17 protein-coding genes and 1 pseudogene are annotated in these 18152 nt (G+C 65.0%); 10 read left to right on the top strand and 8 right to left on the bottom strand.

Annotated elements, in window-relative coordinates; genetic code table 11:
- Positions 1 to 133 precede the first annotated feature (133 nt).
- Positions 134 to 1672 (top strand): amino acid permease, encoded by a 1539-nt coding sequence (locus QK290_RS03475; RefSeq protein ID WP_282329317.1) that lies wholly within the window; start codon positions 134 to 136, stop codon positions 1670 to 1672.
- Positions 1669 to 3363: an NAD(P)/FAD-dependent oxidoreductase gene (locus QK290_RS03470; protein ID WP_282329316.1), complete on the top strand. Its 1695-nt coding sequence runs from the start codon at positions 1669 to 1671 to the stop codon at positions 3361 to 3363. The genes QK290_RS03475 and QK290_RS03470 overlap by 4 nt, the downstream gene beginning before the upstream one ends.
- 9 nt (positions 3364 to 3372) lie before the next feature.
- On the opposite strand, the gene QK290_RS03465 is transcribed toward QK290_RS03470, so the two are convergent.
- Genes QK290_RS03465 through purU form a run of 3 tightly spaced genes read right to left on the bottom strand, consistent with a single transcriptional unit; the run spans position 3373 to position 5468 of the window.
- Positions 3373 to 3891, bottom strand: coding sequence for a gamma carbonic anhydrase family protein (locus tag QK290_RS03465; protein WP_282329315.1), 519 nt, complete (start codon positions 3889 to 3891; stop codon positions 3373 to 3375).
- Positions 3892 to 3900: 9 nt separating this feature from the next.
- The gene (locus QK290_RS03460; RefSeq protein WP_282329314.1) at positions 3901 to 4581 is read right to left on the bottom strand and encodes a class I SAM-dependent methyltransferase; all 681 of its coding nucleotides are present in this window, start codon (positions 4579 to 4581) and stop codon (positions 3901 to 3903) included.
- Positions 4582 to 4607: 26 nt separating this feature from the next.
- The gene (purU, locus tag QK290_RS03455; protein ID WP_282329313.1) at positions 4608 to 5468 is read right to left on the bottom strand and encodes a formyltetrahydrofolate deformylase; all 861 of its coding nucleotides are present in this window, start codon (positions 5466 to 5468) and stop codon (positions 4608 to 4610) included.
- A gap of 302 nt (positions 5469 to 5770) precedes the next feature.
- Here purU and glyA point away from each other — a divergent pair, with 302 nt between their 5' ends.
- The 7 genes from glyA to QK290_RS03420 all read left to right on the top strand — a co-directional run bounded on the left by glyA (position 5771) and on the right by QK290_RS03420 (position 12312).
- Positions 5771 to 7069: a serine hydroxymethyltransferase gene (gene glyA / locus QK290_RS03450; protein WP_282329367.1), complete on the top strand. Its 1299-nt coding sequence runs from the start codon at positions 5771 to 5773 to the stop codon at positions 7067 to 7069.
- A 3-nt stretch (positions 7070 to 7072) separates the two neighbouring features.
- Positions 7073 to 7972 carry a bifunctional methylenetetrahydrofolate dehydrogenase/methenyltetrahydrofolate cyclohydrolase gene (locus QK290_RS03445; protein ID WP_282329312.1) on the top strand — a complete coding sequence of 300 codons (900 nt, stop codon included), beginning with the start codon at positions 7073 to 7075 and terminating at the stop codon, positions 7970 to 7972.
- 139 nt (positions 7973 to 8111) lie between these two features.
- Positions 8112 to 8675 (top strand): hypothetical protein, encoded by a 564-nt coding sequence (locus tag QK290_RS03440; protein ID WP_282329311.1) that lies wholly within the window; start codon positions 8112 to 8114, stop codon positions 8673 to 8675.
- A 10-nt stretch (positions 8676 to 8685) separates the two neighbouring features.
- Entirely contained in the window at positions 8686 to 9519 is an 834-nt protein-coding gene (locus QK290_RS03435; protein WP_282329310.1) for an exodeoxyribonuclease III, read from the top strand.
- 19 nt (positions 9520 to 9538) lie between these two features.
- On the top strand, positions 9539 to 10582 hold the full coding sequence (gene trpS, locus QK290_RS03430) for a tryptophan--tRNA ligase (RefSeq protein ID WP_282329309.1): 1044 nt from the start codon (positions 9539 to 9541) through the stop codon (positions 10580 to 10582).
- A gap of 4 nt (positions 10583 to 10586) precedes the next feature.
- A complete protein-coding gene (locus QK290_RS03425; RefSeq protein ID WP_282329308.1) occupies positions 10587 to 11192 on the top strand; it encodes a 2'-5' RNA ligase family protein in 606 nt (201 codons plus the stop codon).
- A gap of 37 nt (positions 11193 to 11229) precedes the next feature.
- Entirely contained in the window at positions 11230 to 12312 is a 1083-nt protein-coding gene (locus QK290_RS03420) for a YihY/virulence factor BrkB family protein (protein WP_282329307.1), read from the top strand.
- Here the strand turns inward: QK290_RS03420 and QK290_RS03415 are convergent.
- From QK290_RS03415 to sdhC, 5 genes and pseudogenes are all read right to left on the bottom strand, one after another.
- Positions 12269 to 13038, bottom strand: a pseudogene (locus QK290_RS03415) (alpha/beta fold hydrolase). The gene QK290_RS03420 and the pseudogene QK290_RS03415 sit on opposite strands and share 44 nt — an antisense overlap.
- A 94-nt stretch (positions 13039 to 13132) precedes the next feature.
- Complete coding sequence (locus QK290_RS03410) at positions 13133 to 13915, bottom strand: succinate dehydrogenase iron-sulfur subunit (protein ID WP_058929685.1); 783 nt, start codon at positions 13913 to 13915, stop codon at positions 13133 to 13135.
- Between the two features lies 1 nt (position 13916).
- Entirely contained in the window at positions 13917 to 15725 is a 1809-nt protein-coding gene (sdhA, locus tag QK290_RS03405) for a succinate dehydrogenase flavoprotein subunit (RefSeq protein WP_282329305.1), read from the bottom strand.
- A 104-nt stretch (positions 15726 to 15829) separates the two neighbouring features.
- On the bottom strand, positions 15830 to 16306 hold the full coding sequence (locus QK290_RS03400) for a succinate dehydrogenase hydrophobic membrane anchor subunit (RefSeq protein WP_282329304.1): 477 nt from the start codon (positions 16304 to 16306) through the stop codon (positions 15830 to 15832).
- A 3-nt stretch (positions 16307 to 16309) separates the two neighbouring features.
- Positions 16310 to 16690, bottom strand: coding sequence for a succinate dehydrogenase, cytochrome b556 subunit (gene sdhC / locus QK290_RS03395; RefSeq protein ID WP_082576094.1), 381 nt, complete (start codon positions 16688 to 16690; stop codon positions 16310 to 16312).
- Between the two features lie 256 nt (positions 16691 to 16946).
- Here sdhC and QK290_RS03390 point away from each other — a divergent pair, with 256 nt between their 5' ends.
- Positions 16947 to 18080 (top strand): mannose-1-phosphate guanylyltransferase, encoded by a 1134-nt coding sequence (locus QK290_RS03390; RefSeq protein WP_282329302.1) that lies wholly within the window; start codon positions 16947 to 16949, stop codon positions 18078 to 18080.
- Positions 18081 to 18152: the final 72 nt, after the last annotated feature.

Raw genomic sequence — 18152 nt, 5'->3', positions numbered from 1 at the left:
CCGACGCTGGCTACGATTGGTGCATTACGTCTCATGGTTGAAGACTATAGGTCACTTTGCACATCTGAGATGCGGCTCACACCCCTACGCTGGATGAGGGAAACCGACAACTACTCACGAACGGACGTCAACGATGACTGTGCCAACACTCTCCGGACCTGCCACAGGCCGTCCAGCCGGCCGTCCCGGGCTGGGCGCGCAACTGCTTCGCCGGAAGCCCATCGGACAGATGGTCAGCGAAGCGGAAAGCGGCCATGGCGGACCGAAGCTGGTCCGCAGCTTCGGGGTCCTGCAGCTGACCATGATCAGCGTGGGCGCCACCCTGGGGACCGGCATCCTGGTGATCCTCGGCGAATCTGTTCCGCTGGCCGGGCCCGCCATCTGGATCTCGTTCGCCATCGCCGGGTTCGCCGCGCTGCTTTCAGCCGTCTCTTATGCAGAAATGGCTGGCATGGTCCCGGTGTCCGGTTCCAGTTATTCGTACACCTACGCCACGATGGGCGAAGGCATGGCCTGGATCTGCGGCTGGTGCCTGGTCCTCGAGTACGCCGTCTCCGTCGCGGCTGTTGCCGTGGGCGCGGGTCAGTACGTGAACGAGGCCCTGGCAGTGTTCGGGCAGGTCCTGCCTGACGCCGTGTCCCAGCCCCCGGGCGGCGGCGGCCTGGTCAATATCCCTGCCATGGTTATCGTGGTGCTGGCAACCATCCTGCTGGTCCGCGGAGCCAGGGAAAGCGCCTGGATCAACACGTCCATCGTTGTGGTGAAGGTGGGTATCCTCCTCTTCTTCTGCGTCGTGGCCTTCACCGCTTTCAATGCGGGCAACTTCGAACCGCTCCTGCCGATGGGCGCCGCCGGAGTCTCCGCGGCCGCGTCCCGGGTCTTCTTCTCCTACATCGGCTTCGACGCCGCCTCCACCGCCGGCGAGGAAGCCCGCAACCCCAAGCGCGACCTGCCCCGCGCCATCATGCTCTCCATGGTCATCGTCACCACCATCTACGTCCTGGTGGCCGTCGCAGCCATCGGCGCCCGCCCCTGGGGTTGGTTCGACGGCACCGAAGCGGCCCTTGTGAAGATCCTGGAGGAAACCACCGGCCAGCCCTGGATCGCCCTTGTCTTCGCTGTCGGCGCCGTTCTGGCGATCGCGAGCATCGTCCTGACTGTCCTGTACGGCCAGACCCGCATCCTGCTCTCCATGTCCCGCGACGGGCTCATTCCGAAGGTCTTTGGCCGCGTCTCCCGCCGGACCGGCACCCCCGCGGCGGGCACGCTCCTGGTGGGCACCGCCGTCGCCCTCACCGCCGGGCTGGTCCCGCTTGGTGCCCTGGCCGATGCCACGAGCATCGGAACCCTGTTCGCCTTCGCCCTGGTCAACGTGGCCGTGATCTACCTGCGCCGCACCCGGCCCGAGCTGGAGCGTACGTTCCGCGTGCCGTTTTTCCCCCTGACCCCGATCCTCGGCGCCCTGATGTGCGCGTACCTCATGGCCAACCTCGGGGCCGAGACCTGGGTGACCTTCGGAATCTGGATGCTGGTGGGCCTGGCGGCCTACTTCGGCTATGGCCGCCGGAACTCCAGGGTGGCGGCGCTGAGCCTGGAGGAATACCGTGAGCTGAGCAGGCCGGAATCTTCAACGCAGTCCACCCCCGAACGAACGAAGGCAGAGCTTTCATGACCGTCGCCACCGAACTCCCGGCGTCCGACCCGGCCAGCACCCAGGCTGGCCCCATCACTATGCTGAACCCTGATTTTCCGTTCAGCTACGACCACTACCTGGCCCACCCGGCAGGGCTCGGCTCGGTTCCGCCGGAGCTTTACGGCACCGAAGTCGCCGTTGTCGGGGCAGGCCTGTCTGGCCTCGTCACGGCGTACGAACTGATGAAGATGGGCCTGCGTCCTGTTGTCTACGAAGCGGACCAGATCGGCGGCCGCCTGCGGACCGCCAGTTTCACGTCCGCTCCCGGCGTGGTGGCCGATCTTGGCGGGATGCGGTTCCCCGTGTCCGGCAGGGCCTTCTACCACTACGTTGACCTGCTGGAACTGGACACCCAGGATTTCCCCAACCCGCTGGCACCCGTCACCTCCAGTACCGTGATCGAACTGGCCGGCCAGAAGCACTACGCCGAGACCGCCCACGACCTGCCGCCGTTCTTCCGCGAGGTGGCCGATGCCTGGAAGGCCGCGGTGAACGACGGCGCGAAGTTCGTCGAAATGCAGGAGGCCATCCGGGCCCGGGACACGGGCCGGATCAAGAAGCTCTGGAACGAGCTGCTGCCGCTGATGGACGAGCAGACCTTCTACGGGTTCATCGCCGGGAGCGAGTCCTTCAAGGAAGCCGGCTTTGCGCACCGTGAGGCCTTTGGCCAGGTGGGCTTCGGCACCGGCGGCTGGGACACCGACTTCCCCAATTCCATCCTTGAAATTCTCCGCGTGGTCTACACCGACGCCGATGACCAGCACCGGCTCATCAGCGGGGGAGCCCAACGGCTCCCCGAGGCACTGTGGCAGCACGCGCCGTCGGGCATGGCCAACTGGCCGGACGGAACGTCCCTGGCGTCGCTCCACTCCGGCTCGCCCCGCGGGGCTGTGGGCAAGATCAGCCGCGATGCCGACGGCGACCTCCGGATCCGGGAGCGCTGGGGCCGCGAGGCAAGCTACCCTGCCGTGGTGACCACGTGCCAGTCGTGGCTGCTGTCCACGCGAATCCACACCGAGGAGGCACTGTTCCCGGCCGAACTGTGGACCGCGATCGAGCGCTCTCACTACATGCAGTCGTCCAAGACGTTTGTGATGGTGGACCGGCCGTTCTGGAAGGACACCGATCCGGACACCGGCCGTGAAGTCCTGTCCATGACATTGACGGACCGGCTGAACAGGGCCACCTACCTCCTGGATGACGGCCCGGACAAGCCCGCCGTGATCCTGCTGTCCTACACGTGGAACGATGACGCGCTCAAATGGCTGTCGCTGGACGCCGACGAACGCGTTGAGCTGATGCTGCACTCGCTGGAGCAGATCTACCCGGGCGTGGATATTGCCAGCCACATCGTGGGCCAGCCAATTACCGTTTCCTGGGAAGCGGACCCCAACTTCATGGGGGCCTTCAAAGCGAACCTGCCGGGTCATTACCGCTACCAGCAGCGGCTCTTCACGCACTTCAAGCAGGACAAACTGCCCGAATCCCAGCGTGGGATCTTCCTCGCCGGTGACGACGTGTCCTTCACCGCGGGCTGGGCCGAGGGCGCCGTAACCACCGGCCTGAACGCCGTGTGGGGTGTGGTGAACCATTTGGGCGGGTCCTCGGCGCCGGGCAATCCGGGCCCCGGCGAACATCTGGACGCCATCGGGCCTATCCCACTGGATTAAGGGTGGGGACTAGCCGTGCAGCTCCCGGTGCGCCCGCGCCAGTTCGACGTACCGGACGGCGTTCTGCCGCACGCCGTCGAACTCCTCGTCGGTGAGTTCCCGGCGTACCTTGGCGGGGACCCCGGCCACGAGTGACCGGGGCGGCACAACCGTCCCTTCCAGGACCACCGCGCCCGCTGCTACGAGGGAGCCGGTGCCAATCACCGCTCCGTTGAGGACCGTGGCCCCCATGCCGATCAGGCAGTTGTCCTCCACCGTGCAGCCATGGACCACAGCGGCGTGCCCCACGCTGACCCCGGCCCCGACTGTGCAGGGGAAGCCCGGATCTGCGTGGAGGACCACGTTGTCCTGCAGGTTACTGCCGGCGCCGACGCTGATGGCGGCCGTGTCCGCCCGGACCGAAACACCGTAAAAGGCGCTCGAATCCAAAGCGAGCGTGGCCTTGCCGATGATCGACGCCGTCGGGGCGATGAAGGCGGATGCATGAACGGCCGGTGATTCGCCGGCGAAATCGTAAAGGGGAGCCATGGGCCAAGCCTAGGACATCAGCGCAGGGGTGCGGAGTATCAGGAACTGGTAGTGCTGTGTCCAGTTCCCGGCGCCCGGGCCGGATTCTTCGCCCGTTCCCTCCGGCCAGGTGACAAAATCCTCGATCGTGCCGTGCCGTCCGAAAACCCGCCGCACCGTTTCGTCGCGGCGCCGGCTGAAGAAGCGCCGGGGTTCGAGGTCGTCCTCCGGGTTCAGACCTTCTTCGTCGTCACCGGACCAGAGGCCGACGGCGATGGGCGCGTTGGGTGCCGCGACGCGCACAAGTTCACGCAGGACGCCGTCGATATCGGCGGCGGGGATGTGCAGCAGCGTGCTCATTGACCAAACCGCGGGAAACGCGCCATCGGCGAACGGCAGGCTCCGGGCGCTTGCCACCGAGACGTCGAGGCCTTTGGACCGGGCCTGCCGGACGTGTCCCTCGGCGAGGTCAACGCCGGTGTAATGGATCCCGGCCTGGACAAACGTCAGCCCGTCCAGCCCGGTGCCCGTGCCTATTTCCAGGACGCCGTGGCGGGCTTCGGATTTCAGCAGGCTGATGAACAGTCCGCGCTGTTCCACCCGCCGGGGCGACAGGGGATGATCCCAGCCGGACGCGGCGCGGCGGTTGTAGAACTCGGCGAGACGCTGTTCGCTGCCGTGTTCCTTCATCGCCGCATCAGCTGGCTCCATGGCCCAGTCCTTTGGTGAGAGTCCCCTTAATTAAAGACGACTGTCCGGTTGCCGTCCAGCAGCACACGGTGTTCGGCATGCCATTGGACGGCCTGAGTCAGAGTGCGGCCCTCAACGGCCCGGCCCATCTGCACGAACTGCTCCGGGGTGCGGGCGTGGTCCACGCGGATAACTTCCTGCTCGATGATTGGTCCCTCGTCCAGGGCGGCGGTGACGTAGTGGGCGGTGGCGCCGATCAGCTTGACGCCGCGGGCATGGGCCTGGTGGTAGGGTTTGGCGCCCTTAAAGGACGGCAGGAATGAGTGGTGGATGTTGATGGCCTTGCCGGTAAGGTCCGCGCACAGTTCATCCGAAATGATCTGCATGTAGCGGGCCAGGACGGTCAGCTCGATATCGTGCTCGGCCATGAGGGCGCGGAGCTTGTCCTCGGCCTGGGCCTTGGTGTGCGGAGTGACCGGGATGTGGTGGAACGGGATGCCGTAGAACTCGGCCAGCCCGGCCAGGTCACGGTGGTTGGAGACAATGGCGGGGATCTCGATGGGCAGGGTACCGGAACGCTGCTGGAACAGGATGTCGTTGAGGCAGTGCGCGGACGTGCTGGCCATCAGCAGCGTGCGCACCTTCTGGCCCACGGGGTTGAGGCTCCACTGCATGCCGAAGGAGTGGGCCACCGGCCCAAGGGCTGCCTGGACTTCGGCCCGGGAAGCCGTCGTGGTTGCTTCCACCCGCATAAAGAAGTTGCCGGTTGCGGGGCTGCCGTACTGCTGCGAGTCCAAAATATTACAGCCCGCCACCAGCAGCGCTCCGGCCACAGCGTGGACAATTCCGGGGCGGTCCGGGCAGGACAATGTCAATACGTAAGCTCGGTTCAGCTGCTCTTCAGTCACGACTACAAGCCTACCCGCGCGGCGCGTCCGCGTTTGGTAGTCTGGTGGGGTCGCAACTGGCGTTGGGTGGCTAACCACCAGGGAGTGGCAATCACGAAGACCACGGATCGTACGCCTGGGCCGAGGGTCATGTCTTACCGGAGCTGCACCCTTTAAGGATGCAGCTCACTTTCACGCCCTGTCATCAAGGGGCGGTGGGGTGCGCCAGCCGGTAGCCTGACCTTAGCAGTGCCCGTATCCCTAGCCAGGAGTTTTTCGTGACTACTACCGCCACCACAACAGCCGCCGTCAGCAACCAGTCGCTGGCCGAGCTCGATCCCGAAATCGCCGCCGTCAGCAACCAGTCGCTGGCCGAGCTCGATCCCGAAATCGCCGCAGTCCTCAACCAGGAACTTGGCCGACAGCGCGGCACCCTGGAAATGATCGCCTCCGAAAACTTCGCCCCGCGCGCCGTGATGGAAGCCCAGGGCTCGGTCCTGACCAACAAGTACGCCGAGGGTTACCCGGGCCGCCGCTACTACGGCGGCTGCGAATACGTGGACATCGCCGAGCAGCTGGCCATCGACCGCGTCAAGGCACTGTTCGGTGCCGAGTACGCCAACGTCCAGCCGCACTCCGGTGCCCAGGCCAACGCCGCAGCACTGTCCGCCATGATCACCCCCGGTGACAAAATCCTGGGCCTCTCCCTGGCTCACGGCGGCCACCTGACCCACGGCATGAAGCTCAATTTCTCCGGCAAGCTCTACAACGTCGCTGCCTACCAGGTCGAGGAAGACAACTTCCGGATCGACATGGACAAGCTGCGCGAGCAGGCCATCGCCGAGAAGCCCCAGGTCATCATTGCCGGCTGGTCCGCGTACCCGCGCCACCTGGACTTCGCAGCCTTCCGCTCCATCGCCGATGAAGTGGGCGCGCTGCTCTGGACCGACATGGCCCACTTCGCCGGACTGGTGGCAGCCGGCCTGCACCCGAGCCCGGTGCCGTACTCCGACGTCGTCACCTCCACCGTGCACAAGACCCTCGCCGGCCCCCGCTCCGGTGTGATCCTGGCCAAGCAGGAGTGGGCAAAGAAGATCAACTCCAACGTCTTCCCGGGCCAGCAGGGCGGCCCGCTCATGCACGTCATCGCGGCCAAGGCCGTGGCCTTCAAGATCGCCGGCACCGAGGAATTCAAGGAGCGCCAGGATCGTGTCCTCGAAGGCGCCAAGATCATTGCCGAGCGCCTCAACCAAGCCGACGTCGCCGAAGCAGGCGTCTCCGTCCTGACCGGCGGCACGGACGTGCACCTGGTCCTGGTGGACCTGCGCAACTCCCAGCTGGACGGCCAGCAGGCCGAGGACCTCCTGCACTCCGTGGGCATCACCGTGAACCGCAACGCGGTCCCGTTCGACCCGCGCCCGCCGATGGTCACCTCCGGCCTGCGCATCGGCACCCCGGCACTGGCCACCCGCGGCTTCGGCGCCGAGGAGTTCACCGAGGTGGCCGAGATCATCGCAACCGCACTGAAGGCTGGCTCCGCCACGGACGTGGAGGTCCTGCAGTCCCGCGTGGACAAGCTCGCCGCCGATTTCCCGCTGTACCCGCAGCACGAGCAGTGGTAATCCATGACCACTGCGACTGGAACTGCACAGATTCTTGACGGCAAGGCTGCCGCCGCTGCCATCAAGGCCGAACTGACCGAACGAGTGGCCGCGCTCAAGGCCAAGGGCGTTACCCCCGGACTGGGCACCATTTTGGTGGGCTCCGACCCCGGGAGCACTTGGTATGTGGGCGGCAAGCACAAGGACTGCGCCGAGGTGGGCATCACGTCCATCCGTCGCGACCTGCCCGAGGAAACCACGCAGGACGAACTCCTGGCCGTGGTCCATGAGCTGAACGGGAACCCGGAGTGCACCGGCTACATCGTGCAGCTTCCTTTGCCCAAACACATCAACCAGGACGTCATCCTGGAGGCAATGGATCCGGACAAGGACGCCGACGGCCTGCACCCGATGAACCTTGGCCGCCTGGTGGCCAACGTCGGTGGACCCATGACGTCGCCGCTGCCGTGCACGCCCAAGGGCTGCGTGGAGCTGCTCACCCGGCACGGCATCAGCCTCAAGGGCAAGCGCGTCCTGGTGGTGGGCCGCGGTGTGACCATCGGCCGGCCCGTCGGGCTGCTGCTGACCCGCAAGGATGTCAACGCCACGGTCACCCTGGCGCACACGGGGACCGTGGACCTGGCTGCCGAACTCCGCCAGGCCGACGTCGTGATCGCTGCTGCGGGCGTCCCGCACATAATCAAGGCGGCGGACCTGAAACCGGGCGCCATAGTGCTCGACGTCGGCGTGAGCCGAGTGGACGACGGCAACGGCAAGGCGGTGGTTACCGGAGACGTGGACCCCGCGGCTGCTGACGTCGCCGCATGGATCTCCCCGAACCCGGGCGGCGTGGGGCCGATGACCCGCGCCATGCTGCTGGCCAACGTGGTGGAAACTGCGGAACGCCAGGCAGGGCTCGTCTAACAGCAAGAAGAGTACGACGGCGGTCCCGCACCTTCTCGCGAAGGGCGCGGGCCGCCGTCGGGCTTTAACCGCAGGGAGGTGGTGTTCGCCGGGGGAAGAAGGTGCCTTCGTGCGCCACGGCGTTTGAGACAATGGACCCATGCGATCTCTGGGTAACCCTCAAACTCCGTCCGGCCGGTCCAAGGGCGGCTTCTCTATGCTCAGGATCAGTGGCCCGGGAATGATGGTTTTTGTCATCGCTTTCCTCGTTGCCGTGATCTTTGCGGCCAACCAGAACGATGTCGTGGGCTGGGTTGTCGCCGTCATCGCCGCGTTCTGGCTGGCCCTGGCAGCCTTTGTCGTGTTCAGCATCCAGAAGGCCGCCAAAAAAGCCGGCGCCAAGCTGACCGAGGCCCAGAACGCCTTCAACACTGCAGCCGGCCGCGCGCCGTCGTCGTCCTCGGCCGACCATGGCGGCACCCGGGTGGTGTACGAACGCACCGAAGCGGACGAGGTCCGCGACCTCAAGCTGGACCACTCGTTCAAGATCGTGCAGGTGCAGGTCCAGGTGGTGGAGAAGGAGCGCGCCAAAGGTGAAGCCGCGGACCAGGACACGATCCGCCGCGCGCTGGAGACCATCGAGATCACCGCCACCAACGCCCGCGACATGATCCGCGCCGGCGGCGGCACCGGCGACCCGGTCAGCGGAACCATCATCGACTAGAGTGGTGCGGGTGATATCGGCATTGAAGAAGGACCACCTTCGCATCGCATCAGTCAACGTCAACGGCCTCCGGGCTGCCTACAAGAACGGTATGGCGGCATGGCTGGAGCCCCGCGAGGTGGACATTCTCTGCCTCCAGGAGGTCCGGGCGCCTGACGCGATCGTGCGCCAGCTGCTCGGTGATGGATGGCACATCCTGCATGCCGAAGCCGAGGCCAAAGGCCGCGCCGGCGTCGCTATTGCGTCCCGTGAAGAGCCGCTGGAAACCCGCAATGGCATCGGCGACGACTACTTCGCCACCGCCGGCCGCTGGGTTGAGGCTGATTTCAGGGTGGCTGACGCCGCGGGGAACCCCGCGCAGCTGACCGTCGCCAGCGCCTACGTGCACTCCGGCGACGTGGGAACCCCGAAGCAGGTGGATAAGTACCGCTTCCTGGACGTCATGACCACCAGATTGCCGGAACTGACCAAGCACAGCGACCACGCCCTCGTGGTTGGCGACCTGAACGTGGGCCACACCGAACGGGACATCAGGAACTGGAAGGGCAACGTCAAGAAGGCCGGCTTCCTGCCTGACGAGCGCGCTTACTTTGACCGCTTCTTCGGCGAGGACATCGGCTGGAAGGATGTCCACCGGGGCCTTGCTGGAGACGTCGACGGCCCCTACACCTGGTGGTCGCAGCGTGGCCAGGCGTTCGACAACGACACCGGATGGCGCATCGACTACCACATGGCAACCCCGGCACTTGCCGCCGCCGCGTTTTCGGCAGTGGTTGACCGGGCGCCCTCGTGGGACACCCGCTTCTCTGACCATGCTCCGCTGGTAGTGGACTACCGGCTCTAAGCCCCGAAGGTTCTTCCCCATGACTAGCCCGACTTCACCGGTGACCAAAAAACGCATCCTCTCAGGTGCCAAGCCCACGGCCGACTCCCTGCACCTGGGCAACTACATTGGCGCTGTCCGCAACTGGGTGGACATGCAAGCCGAATATGATGCCGTCTTCTTCATCCCGGACCTTCACGCCATCACAGTGGACTTCGATCCCGCCGAACTGGCCAAGCGCACCCGTGTGGTTGCCGCGCAGTACATCGCCGCCGGCATCGACCCGGACAAGAGCATCTTCTTTGTGCAGTCCCATGTCCCCGAGCACGCCCAGCTGGCCTGGGCCTTGAACTGCATCACCGGTTTCGGCGAGGCGTCCCGGATGACCCAGTTCAAGGACAAAACGCAGAAGTCGGGCGCGGACGCCGCGACGCTTGGCCTTTTCGCATACCCCACGCTCATGGCAGCCGACATCCTGCTGTACCAGACGGACCTCGTGCCGGTGGGCGAGGACCAGCGGCAGCATCTGGAGCTTACCCGGAACCTGGCCCAGCGCTTCAACACACGCTACGGCCCCACGTTCACTGTGCCGGAAGCCACCATCCTCAAGGCCAGCGCCAAGATCTACGACCTGCAGAACCCCAGCGCCAAGATGTCCAAGACGGGGGAGTCACCCAACGGTTCCATCCAACTGCTGGAGGATCCCAAGCTCGCGGCCAAGCGCATCAAGTCCGCGGTCACCGACACCGGATCCGAGGTCCGGTTCGATGCCGAAGCCAAGCCCGGGATCTCCAACCTCCTCACCATCTACTCCACCCTCACCGGGAAGTCCGTGGCCGAGCTGGAGGCTGTGTACGAGGGCAAGATGTACGGCCACCTGAAAGTGGACCTCGCGGAGGTCATGGTGGACTTCATCACGCCGCTGCGGAACCGCACCAATGAACTGATGGCCGACCCCGCCGAGCTGGACCGGCTCCTGGCCCAGGGTGCTGAGCGGGCCAGGGAGATCGCCGCGGTGACCCTTGGTCAGGTCTATGAGCGTATGGGCTTCCTTCCGTCCCTGAGCCTTGCAGGAGTCCGCTAGCTCGATGTCCGCCGCCAGCAATGTCAGTGAAGGAATGAGCGTAGGCGTCATTCTGGGCTTTCCCCCTGCCATCGCCGAGGAACTTCAACGGTGGCGCGCCTCGTTTGGCGATCCCATGGCCGGGGTGATCCCAGCCCACATCACCCTGGTCACCACCACCCCCGCCAAGGACTGGGAGGCAACGCGGGAGCACGTCCGTGAGGTCGCCAGGGCCCAGGCCCCGTTTATGGTCACGATCGCAGGAACGGGAACCTTCCGGCCGGTGTCCCCGGTGGTCTACATCAACGTTGAGGAGGGTTTCGACTCCTGCGTGGACCTGCACGAAAAGCTCCAGACAGGCCCGCTCCAGCGGGATCTGCCGTTCTCCTATCACCCGCACGTGACGATCGCCCACGATGTTGCGCCCGAAAGCCTCGACGAAGCCGAAACGGTGCTGAAGGACTATAGGGCGACGTTCCCTGTGGTTAGCATGGGACTTTACGAGCACGATGCTGACGGCATCTGGCAGCTACGGGAAGAGTTGGACTTTGGGACCGAAACTGACAACGACGCCGGGACCTGGGCCGCGGACGCGGCCGCCAACTCCGGGGGATCCGCCTCTTCCCACTGAACGTGCGCGGCTGAGGCTGGCCGTCATCCAAAAGCGGATGGAGTGGGGCAAAACCAAGAGGTCCGACGGCGGCCCGGTGGCCGGCATGATGGCAATGTTCCAGTGGCTCCTCGCGCGGCTGAATGCCTTCCGGCCGATGCGGGCCTGGCAGCACTACAACCTCCAGCACGGTCCGCTGATGAGCGCCGGTATCGGTTTCCGGATGTTCTTCTCCATCACCGGCCTGCTGGCCACTGGCTTTTCCATCGCCGGGTTGGTGCTGCGGGGCCAGCCCGCCCTGCTGGACACTATCATCGGCAGCGTGGCGCAGAGTGCTCCCGGGCTGTTGAAGCTTAATGGCGGCGAGGGCCTGGTGGATCCGCAGGACCTGCTGAACCCTGAGGGTCTAGGCTGGACGGCGGTGATCGCGGCAGTGGTCACGATCGTGACGTCGCTGGGCTGGATCGCAGCGTTGCGGGACGGCGTTCGTGGCGTGATGGAGCACCCGCCCCTGAAGATTAACCCGGTTGTCCTGAAACTGCGCGACGCCGGCACGCTGCTCCTCCTGGGCATGGCCCTGGTAGTTAGCGCCGGAGCTTCCCTCGTATTTGGAACCGCCGCAGGCTGGGTCACGGATTTCCTGCAACTAGACGACGCCGTGGCGGGGCCGCTGACCACGCTGATCAAGATAGGCGTCCCGCTGACGCTTAACTGGGTCACCGCGGTGATCATGTTCCGCCTTGCCGGCGGCCTGGAGCTTTCCAGGCGGGCGCTGCTGGAAGGTACCATCCTGGCCGGCGTCGGGACGGCTGCGCTGCAGGTCTTCAGTGCCGAACTTCTCGCCGGCGCCGGGCGGAATCCCATCCTGGCGCCGTTCGCCATTATCATCGGCCTGCTGATCTGGTTCAACCTGGTCAGCCAGGTCTACCTCGTGTGCGCCAGCTGGTCCGCCATCCGGGAAGTGGACCTGCGCAGCGTTTCCGCGGAGCACGAGAAGGCCGGGTGGGGCTCACGGCAGGTCCAGCCGGGCAAGGTGCCGGTGGAGGGGCGCAGGGACGGACAGCGGCCCGGTGCGGGGCACCCAGGCAGCCCGGCGGCTACTTCCCGGCGTCGAGGTACTGGTCGGCCCAGGCAGCGATGATCCTGGCCGCCCGCGCTGCCTGGCCCTTGCCGGTCAGGAGGTGGTCGCTTCCCTCGAGGGACACGAAGTTCCGGGGGTGGCGGGCGGTCTGGAAGATGGAGCTGGCGTTCTCGATGCCCACGGTGTTGTCCGTGGGGGAGTGGAGCACCATCAGCGGCTTGTGCAGCTGCCGGATGCAGTCCGTGAGGTCCGCGTTCTCAAGGTCTTCCACAAAGTGCTTGCGGATCTCCACGCGTTTCCCGCCGAGGTCCACCTCGGCGCTGCCTTCGCTGAGGATCTTGTCCAGGGCGGCGTCGAAGACGTGCGCAACGTGCTTGGGTGAGAAGGGGGCACCGACTGTCGCGACGGCGTCGAGCTCCGGGATCTGGCGGGCGGCGGAAAGCACGGCGGCACCGCCGAACGAGTGCCCACCAGCAGGGAGATGGCCTTGCCCTGGGCGCGCATGAACTCGGCGGCCTTCACCGTGTCGGCCACTTTGTGGCTGAAGGAGCCCTCCGACCAATAGCCTGCGGACTCGCCCAACCCCAGGTTGTCGAACCGGAGCATCCCAATGCCGGTGTCAGCCAGGGTTTTGCACATGCGGGACGCCGCCGGGCTGTCCTTGCCAAGGGTGAAACCGTGGGAGAACACACCCCAGCCCCGCACCGGCCCCTCCGGGATATCGATGATGCCGGACAGGAGCTCGCCGGTGGATCCTTCGAAGCTGACTTTTTCGGAGCGGGACATCGCGAGCTGCTTTCGTTGGTGGCGTCAGGTGTTAAACAACGACGGCGCCCATCCCACCTAAGGTGGGTGACGCCGTCGTAAGCAAGAACCTGAATTAGATCTTACGGGAGAGAATTGCCTGCTTGACCTCGGCAATTGCCTGGGTCACCTGGATGCCACGTGGGCATGCTTCGGAGCAGTTGAAGGTGGTGCGGCAACGCCACACGCCTTCTTTGTCGTTCAGGATTTCCAGACGCATGTCGCCGGCATCATCACGGGAATCGAAGATGAAGCGGTGGGCGTTGACGATCGCGGCCGGGCCGAAGTACTGGCCATCGGTCCAGAACACCGGGCAGGAGGACGTGCACGCAGCGCAGAGGATGCACTTGGTGGTGTCGTCGAAGCGTTCACGGTCCTCGGCGGACTGCAGGCGTTCCTTGGTGGGCTCGTGGCCCTTGTTGATCAGGAACGGCATGACTTCGCGGAACGACTGGAAGAACGGCTCCATGTCCACGATCAGGTCCTTCTCCACCGGCAGGCCCTTGATGGGCTCAACGGTGATGGGCTTGGTGGTGTCCAGGTCCTTCAGGAGCGTCTTGCAGGCAAGGCGGTTACGGCCGTTGATGCGCATGGCATCGGAACCGCAGACACCGTGGGCACAGGAACGGCGGAATGAAACGCTGCCGTCAATTTCCCACTTGACCTTGTGCAGGGCGTCCAGCACGCGGTCGGTGCCGTACATGGTCACCTTAAAGTCGTCCCAGGTGGCGTCCTCGGACACCTCAGGGTTGTAACGGCGGACGCGCAGGGTGACGTCGAACGTGGGGATCTCTCCGCCGCCTCCGATGTGTGCGGGCAGTTCGATCTTGGAGGCTGGCTCAGCAAGTTCAGCGGTCATCTTAGTACTTCCTCACCATCGGCTCGTAGCGGGTAAAGACGACCGGTTTGGTGCCCAGACGGATGCCGGCTGTTGTTTCCGCGGTCCCCGCGGTGCCGTCGGCCGGGGCGTGGTCATCCTTGTACGCCATGGAGTGCTTCATGAATTTTTCGTCGTCGCGTTCCGGGAAGTCCTCGCGGAAGTGTCCGCCGCGGGATTCCTCCCGGTGCAGGGCCGCCACGGTCATGACCTTGGCCAGTTCCAGCAGGAAGCCCAGCTCAACGGCTTCGAGCAGGTCCAGGTTGAAGCGCTTGCCCTTGTCCTGGACGCTGATCTTCTTGTACCGCGCCTCGAAGGACTCGATGTCCCTCAGGACCTGGTTCAGCGTGTCAGCCGTACGGAACACCTGCATGTTGGCGTCCATGGTGTCCTGGAGTTCCTTACGGATCACCGCCACCTTCTCGTCGCCGGTGCCGTTGCGGGCAATATCCAGCAGCTCGATGGTGTAAGCCTCCGGGTCCTCCGGGAGGTCTACGAAGTCAGCAGTCTTGGCGTACTCCGCGGCGGCGATGCCGGCGCGCTTGCCGAACACGTTGATGTCCAGCAGTGAGTTGGTGCCCAGGCGGTTGGAACCGTGGACCGAAACGCAGGCAACCTCGCCGGCGGCGTACAGGCCCGGGATGACGGTGTCGTTGTCCTGCAGGACTTCGGTGGTGATGTTGGTGGGGATGCCGCCCATGGCGTAGTGCGCCGTGGGGAACACCGGAACCGGTTCCGTGTACGGTTCCACACCCAGGTAGGTGCGGGCGAACTCGGTGATGTCCGGGAGCTTGGCATCGATGTGTGCCGGCTCCAGGTGGGTCAGGTCAAGGAGGACGTAGTCCTTGTTCGGGCCGCAGCCGCGGCCTTCACGGACTTCGTTGGCCATGGAGCGGGCCACGATGTCACGCGGTGCGAGGTCCTTGATGGTGGGGGCGTAGCGCTCCATAAATCGCTCACCCTCGGAGTTACGCAGGATGGCGCCCTCGCCGCGTGCGGCTTCGGAAAGCAGGATGCCCAGGCCGGCGAGGCCTGTCGGGTGGAACTGGAAGAACTCCATGTCCTCCAGCGGAATGCCCTTGCGGAATGCGATGCCCATGCCGTCGCCGGTCAGGGTGTGGGCGTTCGAGGTGGTCTTGAAGACCTTGCCCGCGCCGCCGGTAGCGAAGATGACGGATTTGGCCTGGAACACGTGCAGCTCACCGGAGGCGAGGTCATAGGACACGACGCCGGCAACGCGCTTCTGCTTGTACGGCGTGCCGTCCTCACGGACAGCGTCCTCTTCGACCGTCAGGAGGTCCAGGACGTAGTACTCGTTGTAGAACTCCACGTTGTGCTTGACGCAGTTTTGGTACAGCGTCTGCAGGATCATGTGGCCGGTGCGGTCTGCTGCGTAGCAGGCGCGGCGGACGGGGGCCTTGCCGTGGTCGCGGGTGTGGCCGCCGAAGCGGCGCTGGTCGATCCGGCCTTCGGGCGTGCGGTTGAACGGCAGGCCCATCTTTTCCAGGTCCAGCACGGCGTCGATGGCTTCCTTCGCCATGACCTCGGCGGCGTCCTGGTCAACCAGGTAGTCGCCGCCCTTGATGGTGTCAAAGGTGTGCCATTCCCAGTTGTCTTCTTCGACATTGGCAAGGGCCGCACACATGCCACCCTGCGCAGCACCGGTGTGCGAGCGGGTGGGGTAGAGCTTGGTCAGTACTGCTGTTCGCGCGCGCTGACCGGACTCGATCGCGGCGCGCATGCCAGCGCCACCGGCACCGACGATGACTACGTCGTACTTATGGACCTGCATACTTGGGCGCTCTTTCTCTCAAAATTCGCTATAAAACAACGGGCGGGCGTTGCCTGCACCGCAAAAAACAGCCTGCGGCTCACCGCGGGCAGCAGCTGAACTGGCTACGAGGGGCAGAAGCCGCCGGGCAGCGGAACACCGTCAACCACGGGGCACGGGTTGAAAGTGAAGATCACCAGCGTGCCAAGGACGATGATCACGGTGGTGGCCGCGTAGAGGACGATCTTGAGCCAGAGACGGGTGGAATCCTTCTCGGCGTAGTCGTTGATGATGGTGCGTACGCCGTTGGTGCCGTGCAGCATGGCCAGCCACAGCATGGCGAGGTCCCAGACCTGCCAGAACGGGTCAGCCCACTTGCCGGCGACAAAGCCGAAGTCGATGGCTTTGATGCCTTCGCCCACCAGGAGGTTCACGAAGAGGTGGCCGAAAATGAGCACCACCAGCACCACGCCGGACAGGCGCATGAACAGCCAGGCCAACATTTCGAAGTTGCCCCGGCTTGCGCCCGTGCGGCGGTACTGGGGGGAGATCTTGCCGCTGCTGTTTTTCCCGCTGCGTGGGCTGTCGATAGTTGCAGTCATGGCTTAGTGACCTCCGAGCGCGAGGGAAAGGTGGCGGATGGAGAAGCCGACCATAACAACAACCCACAGGGCCAGGACGGTCCACAGCATCTGGCGCTGGTACTTGGCGCCCTTCTTCCAGAAATCGACGGCGATGATCCGCAGGCCGTTAAAGGCGTGGAAGACGATCGCGGCAACCAGGCCCGTTTCACCCAGGGCCATAAGGGGGTTCTTGTAGGCACCGATGACAGCCGTGTAGGCCTCCGGGGACACACGCACCAATGAGGTATCCAGCACATGGACCAACAAGAAGAAAAAGATCACTACACCGGTAATCCGGTGTCCTACCCAGGACCACATGCCTTCACGGCCGCGGTACAAGGTGCCAGCTGGTTTTGTCGGCACTGATAAACCTCCCTGCAACACAGCGGCGCTGGCATGAGATCCACGCGGGGGGAACGCCTGCTGCGAGAGCAACTCGTAGCTCAGGCCTAAATCTAGGCTTCGCTCACAGCTTATTCAATTTAGGAACTCCTTGGTGACCCGCAATGCCTGCGTTTTGCCTGCATATGAGACGAACGCCACACCACGGTGGGCCCGCGGGAGCGGGCGGAGGGTTCTGAAGGGGCAGTTCACGGCTCGTCAGCTAAAGTAGGCCGTGATGAGTACAGACACAGTGACAAGCCCGGATTCACCCTTGAACCGCTTTATTGCGGTGATTCCGGCAGGCGGAGTGGGGACCCGCCTCTGGCCCCTGTCACGAGCAGCCGCTCCCAAATTCCTGCACGACCTCACGGGGTCCGGCAGTACTTTGCTGCGCGCTACCTACGACCGGCTGGAGCCGCTCGCAGGCAGGCGCGTCCTGGTGGTGACCGGCACTGCGCACCGGGCCGCCGTTTGCCGGCAGCTGCCCGAGGTCCAGGAGTCGGACCTGGTCCTGGAGAGTGAGCCCAAGGATTCCGGCGCCGCCATCGGCCTGGCTGCCGCCATCCTGTATCAGCGCGACCCGGACACCATCATGGGTTCCTTCGCCGCGGACCAGGTCATCAGTCCTGACTACCTCTTCCAGGAAGCCGTCCGCGAGGCCATCCACACGGCCGCCGCCGGCAAGATTGTGACCATCGGCATCAAGCCGACGCACCCGTCCACGGGCTTCGGCTACATCCGTGCCGGCGAGGCGCTCCACATCAATGGTGCGCCCAGCGCCCAGGCCGTAGTGGAGTTCGTGGAAAAGCCGGACGAGGAAGTTGCCCAGCAGTATGTGGACAGCGGTGAGTATGTCTGGAACGCAGGAATGTTCGTGGCTCCCGTTGCCTTGATGTTGAGGCACCTTGAGGCCAACCAGCCGGAGCTGTTCAAGGGCCTTCAGGAGATCGCCCAGGCCTGGGACACTCCCGAACGGGATGCCGTCACCGCCCGTGTTTGGCCCACACTGCCCAAGATCGCCATCGACTATGCGGTGGCCGAGCCTGCCGCCGCCGCCGGCGATGTGGCCGTTGTGCCCGGCACTTTCGGATGGGACGACGTCGGGGACTTCGCTTCGGTGGGTCGGCTCAACAGTGCGCGGGAAGTCGATGACGTCACCGTTATCGGTGAAGGCGCCCGGGTTTTCACCGAAAACGCCAGCGGTGTGGTGGTGTCGGACACGAAGCGCGTGATCGCCCTGATCGGCATCAAGGACGTGGTCATCGTTGACACCGGAGATGCACTCCTGGTGACCACCAAGCAGCACGCGCAGCGGGTCAAGGGAGCCGTTGACGCGCTCAAGGCCAGTGGCGACACCGACGTTCTGTAACCCGGTGGGCAGTGTTCAGCCGCGGCACAATCTGTAACGCGCCCGCCCTGATGACGCTATTCCGTGGACGCT

Source organism: Pseudarthrobacter sp. AL07, from assembly GCF_029960665.1.
Taxonomy (GTDB): Bacteria; Actinomycetota; Actinomycetes; order Actinomycetales; family Micrococcaceae; genus Arthrobacter.
This window is presented reverse-complemented; position numbering and strand designations above follow the sequence as displayed.

Excerpts from the sequence above, each read along its gene's own strand:
- QK290_RS03475 (WP_282329317.1), top strand. The coding sequence starts at position 134 with ATGACTGTGCCAACACTCTCCGGACCTGCCACAGGCCGTCCAGCCGGC.
- QK290_RS03470 (WP_282329316.1), top strand. The coding sequence starts at position 1,669 with ATGACCGTCGCCACCGAACTCCCGGCGTCCGACCCGGCCAGCACCCAG.
- QK290_RS03465 (WP_282329315.1), bottom strand. The coding sequence starts at position 3,891 with ATGGCTCCCCTTTACGATTTCGCCGGCGAATCACCGGCCGTTCATGCA.
- QK290_RS03460 (WP_282329314.1), bottom strand. The coding sequence starts at position 4,581 with ATGGAGCCAGCTGATGCGGCGATGAAGGAACACGGCAGCGAACAGCGT.
- QK290_RS03445 (WP_282329312.1), top strand. The coding sequence starts at position 7,073 with ATGACCACTGCGACTGGAACTGCACAGATTCTTGACGGCAAGGCTGCC.
- QK290_RS03440 (WP_282329311.1), top strand. The coding sequence starts at position 8,112 with ATGCGATCTCTGGGTAACCCTCAAACTCCGTCCGGCCGGTCCAAGGGC.
- trpS (WP_282329309.1), top strand. The coding sequence starts at position 9,539 with ATGACTAGCCCGACTTCACCGGTGACCAAAAAACGCATCCTCTCAGGT.
- QK290_RS03425 (WP_282329308.1), top strand. The coding sequence starts at position 10,587 with ATGTCCGCCGCCAGCAATGTCAGTGAAGGAATGAGCGTAGGCGTCATT.
- QK290_RS03420 (WP_282329307.1), top strand. The coding sequence starts at position 11,230 with ATGGAGTGGGGCAAAACCAAGAGGTCCGACGGCGGCCCGGTGGCCGGC.
- QK290_RS03410 (WP_058929685.1), bottom strand. The coding sequence starts at position 13,915 with ATGACCGCTGAACTTGCTGAGCCAGCCTCCAAGATCGAACTGCCCGCA.
- sdhA (WP_282329305.1), bottom strand. The coding sequence starts at position 15,725 with ATGCAGGTCCATAAGTACGACGTAGTCATCGTCGGTGCCGGTGGCGCT.
- QK290_RS03400 (WP_282329304.1), bottom strand. The coding sequence starts at position 16,306 with ATGACTGCAACTATCGACAGCCCACGCAGCGGGAAAAACAGCAGCGGC.
- QK290_RS03390 (WP_282329302.1), top strand. The coding sequence starts at position 16,947 with ATGAGTACAGACACAGTGACAAGCCCGGATTCACCCTTGAACCGCTTT.